Genomic DNA, 11,477 nt, shown 5'->3' with positions numbered 1-11,477 from the left:
ACGCACCGCGTTAATACGGCATAAAATATCCAGTGGTTCAGTCACATTACGTAAAGTGATGGTGAAGCGGTTGCCTTTATGGCAGCCGGTTCTGAGTTTGCGATTGTGGCGCTGTTGCGAAATAACAAAAAACTGCTCGTTGTTCAGTTCACTAAATTCAATATGCTTTTTAATTGGCACTGGCACACTAAACCATTGTGTACATACACCATGACGGTCTTTTAAGCCCGCATAACTCACATCACGCGGGGAAACACCGGCTTTTTCAGCAATACGTTTAGCAACAAACTGAGTGTTTTCACCTTTTTTTACCACTTGTAAGCAGACATGCTCACCAGAGCCTGTAAACTCAATGCCCAAGTCTTCATCAACCATGAAATCTTCGGCAGTGGTTTTAAAATCAGCTTTCGAAAGAGGTTTGCCGTAAAGGTAATTTAGTTCACTCATCAATCTTGTTTTCTCATAATTACAACAGCATGGCTTGAGATACCTTCTTTACGACCTTCAAAGCCCAACTTCTCTGTAGTTGTTGCTTTTACATTCACTTGTGAAATATCTGCTTCAAGGTCTTGGCATAAGTTTTCACGCATTGCTTGAATATGTGGCAACATTTTGGGGGCTTGAGCAACAATCGTGACATCGGCATTGCCAAGAACGTAACCTTGCTCTTTAGCAAGCCCAACCACGTGGCGTAGCAAAATTCGGCTATCAATATTTTCGTATTCGCTCGCAGTATCAGGGAAATGCTTGCCAATATCGCCCATTGCAAGTGCACCTAATATTGCATCGCATAAAGCATGAATTGCCACATCACCATCTGAATGTGCTAAAAAGCCTTGTGGATAATCAATTTTTTCACCACAAATCACCAGTGGCCCTTCGCCACCAAATTTGTGTACATCAAAGCCATGGCCAATTCGAATCATGAGGTACTCTCGTTTTGTTGTTTTTGCAATAAAAATGCTGCTAAATCTAAATCTTCAGGGGTGGTGATTTTAATATTATCACTGCGACCAGCAACCAGCTTAACAGGCTGTTTGGCCCATTCAATTGCCGATGCCTCATCAGTAATAGTCACACCACTTTGAAGGGCATTTGATAGCGCATCGGTCAGCAATTTGTAAGGGAAAAACTGAGGGGTTAGCGCCTGCCATAAATCGTCACGTGGCACTGTTTGCTCACTGTGGGTATGACCGCGCTTAATGGTGTCTTTTACTTTTGATGCCAAAATACCGCCTTCATTGGCAGCAGTACATTCAGCGATTAAACGCTGAATATCTGCCAAGCACACTAACGGCCTTGCCGCATCGTGAACAAGTACCCAGTCAGGTGGGTTGTCAGCAAGTGATAGCAAGGCGTTTAGCACTGAATCGGCGCGTTCTTTACCACCACTCACACGTTCAATTCGCGCATCTATATACGGTAAATCGGCAAAATAGCCATCATCATCACTAATAGCGACTTTTATAGTATTAAGGCATTCAAGCTCAGCAAGCTTGCTTAAGGTATGCTCTAAAATAGTTTTACCCGCAAGCTCGATATATTGTTTAGGCGCCGAATGTTGCATTCGACTCCCAACTCCCGCAGCGGGAACAATTGCGGTAATAATTTGTTTATTGTTCATTATACTGCTGACCTGGTAATACTCGAATAAAGGTTTCACCAGGTTTAATCATTCCTAATTCGTTACGCGCTCGTTCTTCAATACCCTCTTGACCAAGCTTTAAATCTTTAATGTCGGCTTTTAGTACCGTATTACGTTTTAATAATTTAGCATTCGTATCTTGATGTGATGCTACGGCTTGTTTTAAACGAGTGTAATCTTGCACTCCATTATGGCCAAACCACAAACGGTACTGAATAAATAATGCCAAACATAACAAGGCGAATTGAAAAACCCGCATTGAACACTCCTTCGCGGTTAAATTAAGTCAAAGGGCGTTTTAGATTACGCCAATTTATATTACTTGCTAGTAGCATTTCTCTTAATGACAAACGCTTAGGTGTTATGCGCTTATTGTATTGCCACTGATGACCACAGCATGCAGCTGTCATAACCAATTTTGATGGCTTTAATATTTGCGCTGGTATGTGTTCTAGTGACTCTCCCGACACATCAAACCAACCTAGCTCATTACAATGTACCTTATTGTCGCTTACTTGATCTAAGCTGTCTATGCGCACCCTTGTACATTGCTCATCATTAATTAACACAGGAACAATTAACCCGCGCTTAGCATATTTAGTGTAAAAATTTTTTGAGTCTTCTTTACTGTAGACCGGAGGCGATGCCTTTTGTTTCTCGAGCCAACTACCATTTTGCGAATCAAGTTGTAATGGTGCATCACCGCTTACGATACGCATCGCTAAACGCTCTATGTAGTAAGGCAAACTTGCTAATAAGCGTTTTAGCCTTGCTGCATCAGGTTCATCAACTAACCGTGGGATCTCACGAGCATAAAACGCGTTACATAACTGTGCATACAATGCTCGTTCGGCATCTGTTTGCCAAATTTCAGCTTGTTGTGACGTTTCACTTTGTGAATGAGAAATAGACAATGCGCGCTCTTATAAAACAATTGCTTGACTGTTTTATAGCATAGAGCGTTTATTGAGCGCTACTTTACTGCGCCTTTTTTACCCAGTTTTGCATTACCAGATTCTAAAAACTGCACCACAGCATCACGCTTCTTACCTAGCAATAAACTACCATCGGCTAAAAACATAAAGTTTTGCCAACAACGCTTAAATACGGCAAAGCTGGTTTCGATAATATTGTCGCGCGCCATACAAAAATACACGGTCGTATTGGCTTCCCACTCTAAATGGTTAAGGATTTCTTCAGGTAGTTGCTCATCACCCGCTTCCCATGCATTTTCCCAGTTAACAGTTTCAGAAAAACTGTCATCTTTACCGCACCAATCTGTTTTATCAAAAAAGTCAGGGTGATCATGCTCACGGCTTACCATAGTGGTCCATAAAACCGCAGCGCGCTCAGCTGTCATTGGTTTTATTTGTGCGGCATCTTCTGCGCTTATCGGCATATCTTTATGACGAAAAACCCAGGCTTTTTTGTATTCATCTAACGAAATATAATTCATAGTTTAGGCAGTTTGTTTCAGGGTAAAATGTGCAAACTGCAATTATACCCAAATGACTCCAAGATGCGAGATAAACACATGACAATCAAACCTGGCATTTACCAACACTATAAAGGCCCAAAATACAAAGTAGAGTATGTTGCCACACACAGCGAAAGCAATGAGCCACTTGTTATTTACCAAGCGCTATACGGAGAATTTGGTATGTGGGCACGCCCGCTTAGTATGTTTACAGAAACGGTCACAGTAGAGGGTAAAACCGTACCACGCTTTGCATACCTTTCAGACGCCGACTAACTGTGGCATCATGACGTTATTAATCACTGCTCAGACCAGATAAGGTGACATCGTGCTTTTTAATTCAACCGATAACTACATTGCCAGTAATTCATTAAAACAAGCGGTTAACGCAGCTATCTTGCTCGAAAAGCCCCTGCTTATAAAAGGTGAACCCGGCACAGGTAAAACCATGCTGGCCGAAGAGCTTGCCAAAAGCTTAGACACCTCGCTAATTCAATGGCACATCAAATCAACCACTAAAGCGCAGCAAGGCCTGTATGAGTATGATGCAGTATCTCGTCTTCGCGACAGTCAATTAGGTGATGAGCGTGTGCACGATATCAGCAACTACATTGTAAAAGGGAAATTATGGCAAGCCTTTACCTATGGTGAGCAACATAACAAACGCCCTGTATTATTGATTGATGAAATTGACAAAGCCGATATTGAATTTCCCAACGACTTGCTATTAGAGCTCGATAAAATGGAGTTTCATGTTTATGAAACCGGTGAGCGCGTTGTTGCTAAGCAACGTCCTATTGTGATCATTACGTCGAATAACGAAAAAGAGCTGCCAGATGCCTTTTTACGTCGTTGTTTTTTCCATTACATTGATTTTCCTAGTAGTGAAGAAATGGCGCAAATTATCGATGTGCATCACCCGCATGTTAAACAAGATTTAGTACGCCAAGCACTTGAGGTGTTCTTTAATCTACGTGAAGTTAATGGCATTAAGAAAAAACCATCTACCAGTGAATTACTCGATTGGTTAAAGCTACTGATGGCTGAAGATATAGACGCTAAAACACTGCATGATAAAAGCCAAAAAGGCGGTTTAATGCCAATGTTTGGTGCATTATTAAAGAACGAGCAAGACATTAGCTTAATCGAAAAACTTGCGTTTATGAGCCGCCGTTAAGATGTTAATTGCGTTTTTCTTCAAGCTTCGCGAATACCGCTTACCTGTTAGTTTGCGAGAGCTACTTGATTTGATCAATGCGCTCAAGCAAGGGGTTATTTTTGCCGACGTTGACGCGTTTTATTATTTGGCGCGTACCATCATGGTAAAAGACGAAACCCACTTTGATCGTTTTGATAAAGCCTTTGCAGATTACTTTAGTGGCGTGGCCGACCTTGATCTGCTCGAAAGCTTAAAACAGCAACATGCCTTGCCTGATGATTGGCTACGCAAAGAGTTTGAAAAACACTTAAGCGAAGAAGAAAAGGCGCAATTACAAGCCATGGGCGGCCTTGATAAACTCATGGAAACCCTCAAGCAACGCCTTGAAGAGCAGCAAAAACGCCATGCTGGAGGTAATAAGTGGGTAGGTACCGGTGGCACTTCGCCATTTGGCGCCTATGGTTATAACCCTGAAGGTGTGCGTATTGGTCAAGACGGAAACCGACATCGCCGTGCCGTTAAAGTATGGGATAAGCGCAGCTACCGAAACCTTGATAGCGACCGTGAAATTGGCTCACGCACCATTAAGCTTGCCCTAAAAAAACTGCGTAAATTTGCCCGTACTGGTGCCAGCGATACCCTCGATTTAACCGAAACCATCCGCGCAACTGCAAAGCAAGGCGGCATGCTCGATGTAAAAATGGCACCTGAGCGCCACAATGCAGTAAAAGTATTGATGCTGTTTGATATCGGCGGTTCTATGGATGATTACATTCATACCTGCGAAGAGCTATTTAGCGCCGCTCACAGCGAATTTAAGCACCTAGAGTTTTACTATTTTCATAACTGTTTGTATGAGCATGTTTGGCAAGATAATCAGCGTCGTCACTCAAACGTAATTGATACCATGACCTTGATTAACAAGTTCACCAGCGACTACAAGGTGATCTTTGTTGGCGATGCCACCATGGGCCCCTACGAAATCGCCTACCCTGGAGGCAGCGTTGAGCATTGGAATGAAGAACCCGGCAGCGCTTGGCTAAACCGCATAACCAATCACTTTGATAAAGTCGCTTGGCTCAACCCGCAACCAGTTGAACACTGGCGTTATTATCAATCAATTGATTTTATAAAGCAGTTAATGGATAACCGTATGTATCCACTCACGCTAGATGGGATTAGTAATGCAATTAGGGAGTTGAGTTAGAGCCGTCAGCCGTCAGCCGTCAGCCGTCAGCCGTCAGCCGTCAGCCGTCAGCCGTCAAACAGCATAAAAACCGAGACATGAATGTAAAGTTACAATTGTTTATAAACACAAATAACTAAGCCCCTTCTCGATCAGCTATAAACTGACGGCTGAAAGCTGACAGATCCCTTTACATTACCTTCCAAACCAAAAACACCAGCGCAAAGCCCACCAAATAAACCAAGCCTAGCCAGCTTAGGGTGCGTAAAAAAGGTGAGTGATGAATGCTGGGTTCTGAGCGTACTAAACTAAAGTTCAGCCATGCAAATACAGGAGTGGTTACAAAAGCGAGGGTCATAGCAAAAGTAAGCATTGGGCCAAGGGCTGATTTAAAGAATAAAATCACTGCCATACCTGCAAATGCTTGCAGTAATAACCACATGTTTAAACTGTGTTTAGATTGTTTAATCGGTAGCAGTTTATGCGACTCATTTAATGTTCTGGCGTAGCCATCAAGCACTGTTAGCGTGGTACCAAACATACATAAAAAAGCGATACCTGAAACCAGCGGCCTTGCCCACTCGCCCATAGTGAGGGCATACATATCAATTAGCTGCTTAGCAAAGGCAACGCCACCTAATTGCACTGCCTGGGCTTGACCATATTGCACCAACACACCTAATGAAAAAAACACTAACGCCAGTGCTGCGGTAAGCCAGTAACCCAAATTAAAATCAAACAAGCCTTGTTGTTTTGTCAGCGCTTGTTGGTGCTGCTTTTCTTTTAGCCACAGTGAGCTAATTGCTGATATTTCGATAGGAGCAGGCATCCAGCCCATGAGCGCTACCATAAAGCCAAGCATAGCAAGCTCATACGGCGACGGGCCCACGTAGTCAACAGGAGCCATAGGACCATTATTAATAGCGACAACTAACGCAACTAAGGTGGTAACCGTTAACAGCCCCATAATTAGCTTTGAAACATTATCGAGCGCCTTAAAGTGCCCCAATAACAAAATAAGCAAACACACAGCCAAAATCAGCCAGCATAATAGCGTTACAGAAACCGTAACAGGCAATGCGTAGTGCAGCAGACTGGCCGTTAATAATAAAACCCCCGCAGTATTTACTACGGCGGCGACAATATTAAGCGCAATAAAACTATAGAAATACCCAGGCCCTTTTTGCTTGTAGCCCTCAACTAAACTTTGTTTGGTCGCAAGGGTGTACTCCATGCCAAATCGAAAGAATGGGTACTTCAATACATTTACTACAATGATTAGCCAAAATAATTGCCAACCGAATAACGACCCGGCTTGTGTTGACGCCACTAAGTGTGAGCCACCAATGGCGGCTGTAGCCATTAAAATCCCCGGCCCTAATGCATTTAATTTAGATTGCCAATTTGATACTGCTGATTGCATATGCTTTGTGTGTTTTATTCTTAGTAACAAGCAACTTACAGCGTTTTAGGTGAGATTGGAAGCAGAGCACGTTAGCAAGTTAGCTAACGAATCAAGTAACTCGCTAACTTTTGGAACTTCAATCTGACGGCTGAATATTAAAACCAAAAAAGCCAAACGTTTCACAACGGTTGGCTTTCTTAGTTTGATTGTAAACGCTAGATTCTAGCTAAACCTAGCGCGGCACTTTATTAAGTAAAATTAAGTTAAATCCATTTCCTGAATAATTTCGTGGGCAATTTCCGGAGTTGTACTGACCGGCTTTTCGTGTAGTTTGGCTTTCATTTGCCCTTTACGATGTTTCAATGATGCATCTAGTTTTTTTGCAGCATTTGCAATTGCTGGGTACATCACCTCGTCTTCACCTTTTACTGATAAGCGTGCGCCTTCATAGGTCGTGCTTATCTCAGCTTGGTATTTGTGATGCTCTTTTGAAAGAATAATATCGAGAGATATTAATGATGGAAAATGGCTAGCAATTTTCGAGAACTTCTCGTTGATATGAGCTCTAACAGCCTCAGTAACGTCAACATGATGACCAGAAATATTAATCTTCATAGGGTATCCTTTTTTCTTGTTACCTCACAGTTAGTATTGGGGGCGAATTGAATTAACACAAGCGAAAATTGCAGATAATTAGTAATTGATTGTAACCACAGATGATTTAGATCATGCGTTGCGGATAAAATATGCAAAAGCCCGCATCACACGGGCTTTTTATAAAGGTTAACAACAGTTCATTAAGTGTACGAACAACAGTAGTCAGCAAAGTCTGATACCTTCACGCGAAATGTCACGTGTGCGTCTACGTTAAATGAATCTCCAGCTTTCATGGCTTGCCACTCAGTTTCGCCAGGCAGTAATACTTGCCACTCTCCTGCTAGTAACTCCATATGCTCTTTCTGATTTGTACCAAACTCAAATTCTCCCGGCTGCATAAAGCCCAATGTTTTAGTGCTGCCATCGGCGAATAGCACAACACGGCTCGAAACTTTACCATCAAAATAGACATTCGCTTTTTTTACAACACTTACACTGTCAAACTGAGTCATACTTACTCCTGTTATGTTTTATTATTAACGTATAAACATTGCCAGTTGTCGGTTTAGCATTCAAGAGTGGCTGGGTGAGAAATAATCAAGTCGGGTTAGCTGTCAGTTTTAAGCCGATCGTGCAATGGTGGTAGGTCGTGCTTTAGCGCGAGTATCTGCATGATAAGCGACGACATTACTTTACCTCATCCAATGCATTATTCTTGCTTTAGTCTGAGTTCAAAAATCTGGCTTGAACGCTTTGTTACACAACTCGCATCCATGCTCAACTGATACCATAATTAGGTATCTATTTGTATTAAGGACTATATCATGGCTCAAAGCTGACAGCTTAGAATGTGTTGGACTTCAATCCGTTATACCCAACCTAACAGCTCTGAGTGTATTGGATTCATTCCGCTCCCAAAACCGGCATAAAAAAACCCGCACTGTGGCATACAGGGCGGGCTTTTAAATTTTAGTGGCTTAAGCTTAGAACAAAGCGTTTGCTTTATTTACGATGTTTTCAACAGTGAAACCAAAGTGCTTGAATAGCTCATCAGCAGGAGCTGACTCACCGAAGGTCGTCATACCTACTACTGCGCCATTTAGGCCTACATACTTGTACCAGTAGTCTGCGATACCCGCTTCGATTGCTACGCGGCGTGTAACGCTTGCTGGTAGTACGCTTTCTTTATATGCAGCGTCTTGCTCATCAAATAAGTCTGTTGAAGGCATAGATACCACACGTACTTTTTTACCTTGTGAACGAAGCTCTGCAGCTGCATCTTGTGCAAGCTGTACTTCAGAGCCTGTTGCGATAAGGATAAGCTCTGGCTCACCGTCACAGCTAAGTACGTAACCACCTTTTTTCACATCAGCTAACTGCTGTGCAGTACGCGCTTGTTGCTCAAGGCCTTGACGAGTGAAAATAAGTGACGTTGGGCCATCTTTGCGCTCGATAGCTTGTTGCCATGCAATCGCAGACTCTACTTGGTCACATGGACGCCAGTTCACTAGGTTAGGCGTTAAACGCATGCTTGCAATTTGCTCTACAGGTTGGTGCGTCGGACCATCTTCACCTAGACCAATTGAGTCGTGCGTGTATACGAAGATACTTGGTTGCTTCATTAGTGCAGCCATACGTACTGCGTTACGTGCGTATTCCATGAACATTAAGAATGTAGCACCGTAAGGAATAAAGCCTTTATGCAGTGCAATACCATTCATAATCGCTGACATACCAAATTCACGTACGCCATAGAAAATGTAGTTACCGCTTGCATCGTTTGCTTCTAAGCCTTTTGAGCCATCCCAAAGTGTTAAGTTAGAACCAGCAAGGTCAGCAGAACCGCCCATGAATTCTGGTAGTAACGGACCAAACGCGTTTAGTGCATTTTGTGATGCTTTACGTGTTGCTGGGTTTGCAGGGTTTGCTTGTAGCTCTTCGATGTAAGCTTGTGACTTTTCAGCCCAATCAGCTGGTAGCTCACCGTTTGTACGGCGTTTAAACTCAGCTGCAAGCTCTGGGTATGCATTTGCATAAGCGGCAAATTTTTCATCCCAGCTAGCTTCTAGTTGCTTACCTTTTTCTTTGCCATCCCACTCGCTGTAGATTTCAGCTGGAATTTCAAATGCATCACCTGTCCAACCTAGGAACTCACGAGATGCTTTGATTTCGTCTTCACCTAGTGGTGCACCGTGACAGTCGTGGCTACCTGATTTGTTAGGTGAACCGTAACCAATGATTGTTTTACAGCAAATTAGTGATGGTTTATCAGTAATGCTACGTGCTTCTTCGATAGCGGCGCGAATTGCATCAGGGTTATGACCATCTACATCGCTTACTACGTGCCAACCGTATGCTTTGAAGCGCGCTGGTGTATCGTCACTGAACCACCCTTCTACTTCACCATCAATTGAGATGCCGTTGTCATCCCAAAACGCAACTAGTTTACCTAGGCCTAATGTACCGGCTAATGAACAGGCTTCGTGAGAAATACCTTCCATTAAACAGCCATCACCCATAAATGCATAGGTGTAGTGATCAACAATATCGTGGCCTTCACGGTTAAACTGTGCAGCAAGTGCTTTCTCGGCAATTGCCATGCCCACAGCATTTGTGATCCCTTGACCTAATGGACCCGTAGTGGTCTCAATACCAGGCGCATAACCATATTCTGGGTGGCCCGGTGTTTTTGAGTGCATTTGGCGGAAGTTTTTAATTTCTTCGAGTGGTAAGTCATAGCCACTTAAGTGCAGTAGAGAATAGATCAGCATTGAACCGTGACCATTCGAAAGAATAAATCGATCGCGGTCTGCCCACTCTGGATTCGTAGGGTTGTGCTTTAGATAATCGCGCCATAGTACTTCTGCGATATCTGCCATGCCCATAGGGGCGCCAGGGTGGCCAGATTTGGCCTGTTGTACTGCGTCCATTGATAAGACGCGAATAGCATTTGCAAGTTCTTTGCGTGATGGCATGAATTCTCCTACCTTTATGTATTTGCGCTGGTTGTTTATGAAGCTCCATTCTTACTTATTGTAAGGGTACAGTGCAATTAAAAATCCGCATTAAATGCACCGTTTATGGGCGTTTGTTAAGAACAATACGTTATTAGTAATTTTAAATGGACGTCTAGGCGTAAAATTACTATGCAAACATATTTGTTTTAGATAAAATACGCCCCTTATTTTTTTAGCGCTATTACCGACGTTTGTGGAGCGCAATATTTGTGAGCAGAAATACAATGGCAAAACATTTATTTACTTCTGAATCTGTTTCTGAAGGTCATCCGGATAAAATCGCGGACCAAATCTCTGACGCGGTTCTAGATGCTATCTTAGAGCAAGATTCTCATGCCCGTGTTGCATGTGAGACATACGTAAAGACTGGTATGGTTATGGTTGGTGGTGAAATCACTACTAGCGCTTGGGTAGATATCGAAGAAATTACACGTAAAACTGTACGTGAAATCGGTTACACGCACTCAGACATGGGTTTCGATGCTGACTCGTGTGCAATCCTAAATACTATCGGTAAACAATCTCCAGATATTAACCAAGGTGTTGACCGTGCTCGTCCAGAAGACCAAGGCGCTGGTGACCAAGGTTTAATGTTTGGTTATGCATGTAATGAAACTGACGTTTTAATGCCTGCACCAATCACTTATTCACACCGTCTAGTTCAGCGTCAAGCTGAAGTTCGTAAGAGCGGTGAGCTTAACTGGTTACGTCCAGATGCAAAATCTCAAGTAACATTTGCATACGAAAATGGCAAGCCTGTTGGTATTGATGCAGTTGTTCTTTCAACTCAACACTGTGATTCAATCTCACAAAACGACTTAGTTGAAGCGGTAATGGAAACTATCATTAAGCCGGTTCTTCCTGCTGAGCTTATCTCAAGCGCGACTAAGTTCTTCATCAACCCAACTGGCCGTTTCGTAATCGGTGGCCCTATGGGTGACTGTGGTCTTACAGGCCGTAAAATCATCGTAGATACATACGGTGGTATGGC

Annotated in this window: 14 protein-coding genes; 4 read left to right on the top strand and 10 right to left on the bottom strand. The window is 43.0% G+C overall.

From position 1 onward, the window contains the following. The 6 genes from truD to L1267_RS22995 form a co-directional block, all read right to left on the bottom strand. Window positions 1-447 (bottom strand): tRNA pseudouridine(13) synthase TruD (gene truD / locus L1267_RS23020; protein ID WP_235384325.1); only part of this gene is annotated, 447 nt, incomplete at its 3' end. Further along, window positions 447-926 carry a 2-C-methyl-D-erythritol 2,4-cyclodiphosphate synthase gene (gene ispF / locus L1267_RS23015; protein ID WP_135926017.1) on the bottom strand — a complete coding sequence of 160 codons (480 nt, stop codon included), beginning with the start codon at window positions 924-926 and terminating at the stop codon, window positions 447-449. The genes ispF and truD, both read right to left, overlap by 1 nt. Next, window positions 923-1,624 carry a 2-C-methyl-D-erythritol 4-phosphate cytidylyltransferase gene (gene ispD, locus L1267_RS23010; protein WP_135926018.1) on the bottom strand — a complete coding sequence of 234 codons (702 nt, stop codon included), beginning with the start codon at window positions 1,622-1,624 and terminating at the stop codon, window positions 923-925. The genes ispF and ispD overlap by 4 nt, the downstream gene beginning before the upstream one ends. Further along, a complete protein-coding gene (gene ftsB / locus L1267_RS23005; RefSeq protein ID WP_135926019.1) occupies window positions 1,614-1,904 on the bottom strand; it encodes a cell division protein FtsB in 291 nt (96 codons plus the stop codon). Before ftsB ends, ispD begins: the two co-directional genes overlap by 11 nt. 22 nt (window positions 1,905-1,926) lie before the next feature. Continuing rightward, window positions 1,927-2,559, bottom strand: a complete 633-nt coding sequence (locus L1267_RS23000) for a hypothetical protein (protein ID WP_135926020.1) — start codon at window positions 2,557-2,559, stop codon at window positions 1,927-1,929. Between the two features lie 59 nt (window positions 2,560-2,618). Then, window positions 2,619-3,101: a DUF2947 domain-containing protein gene (locus L1267_RS22995; RefSeq protein WP_135926021.1), complete on the bottom strand. Its 483-nt coding sequence runs from the start codon at window positions 3,099-3,101 to the stop codon at window positions 2,619-2,621. Window positions 3,102-3,179: 78 nt separating this feature from the next. Between L1267_RS22995 and L1267_RS22990 the strand changes: the two genes are divergently transcribed. Genes L1267_RS22990 through L1267_RS22980 form a run of 3 tightly spaced genes read left to right on the top strand, consistent with a single transcriptional unit; the run spans window position 3,180 to window position 5,488 of the window. Next, window positions 3,180-3,398, top strand: a complete 219-nt coding sequence (locus tag L1267_RS22990) for a DUF1653 domain-containing protein (RefSeq protein WP_138558398.1) — start codon at window positions 3,180-3,182, stop codon at window positions 3,396-3,398. A gap of 52 nt (window positions 3,399-3,450) precedes the next feature. Continuing rightward, on the top strand, window positions 3,451-4,299 hold the full coding sequence (locus L1267_RS22985) for an AAA family ATPase (protein ID WP_235384324.1): 849 nt from the start codon (window positions 3,451-3,453) through the stop codon (window positions 4,297-4,299). Window position 4,300: 1 nt separating this feature from the next. Beyond that, entirely contained in the window at window positions 4,301-5,488 is a 1,188-nt protein-coding gene (locus tag L1267_RS22980) for a vWA domain-containing protein (RefSeq protein WP_063703231.1), read from the top strand. Window positions 5,489-5,657: 169 nt separating this feature from the next. On the opposite strand, the gene L1267_RS22975 is transcribed toward L1267_RS22980, so the two are convergent. The 4 genes from L1267_RS22975 to tkt form a co-directional block, all read right to left on the bottom strand. Beyond that, window positions 5,658-6,890: an NRAMP family divalent metal transporter gene (locus tag L1267_RS22975; protein ID WP_235384323.1), complete on the bottom strand. Its 1,233-nt coding sequence runs from the start codon at window positions 6,888-6,890 to the stop codon at window positions 5,658-5,660. Between the two features lie 240 nt (window positions 6,891-7,130). Then, window positions 7,131-7,487 (bottom strand): ribosome hibernation-promoting factor, HPF/YfiA family, encoded by a 357-nt coding sequence (hpf, locus tag L1267_RS22970; protein WP_135926025.1) that lies wholly within the window; start codon window positions 7,485-7,487, stop codon window positions 7,131-7,133. A gap of 182 nt (window positions 7,488-7,669) precedes the next feature. Then, window positions 7,670-7,981 (bottom strand): pyrimidine/purine nucleoside phosphorylase, encoded by a 312-nt coding sequence (gene ppnP, locus L1267_RS22965; RefSeq protein ID WP_135926026.1) that lies wholly within the window; start codon window positions 7,979-7,981, stop codon window positions 7,670-7,672. Window positions 7,982-8,452: 471 nt separating this feature from the next. Continuing rightward, on the bottom strand, window positions 8,453-10,444 hold the full coding sequence (tkt, locus tag L1267_RS22960; RefSeq protein WP_235384322.1) for a transketolase: 1,992 nt from the start codon (window positions 10,442-10,444) through the stop codon (window positions 8,453-8,455). Window positions 10,445-10,710: 266 nt separating this feature from the next. On the opposite strand from tkt, the gene metK reads away from it, so the two are divergent. Continuing rightward, window positions 10,711-11,477: methionine adenosyltransferase (gene metK / locus L1267_RS22955; protein WP_235384320.1), on the top strand; the 767-nt coding region annotated here is incomplete at its 3' end.

The sequence above is a fragment of the Pseudoalteromonas sp. OFAV1 genome (genome assembly GCF_021532595.1).
In the GTDB taxonomy this organism is placed as follows: domain Bacteria; phylum Pseudomonadota; class Gammaproteobacteria; order Enterobacterales; family Alteromonadaceae; genus Pseudoalteromonas; species Pseudoalteromonas lipolytica_C.
Note: the sequence above shows the minus strand (reverse complement) of the source record. Positions and strands in the feature narration are given on the sequence as shown.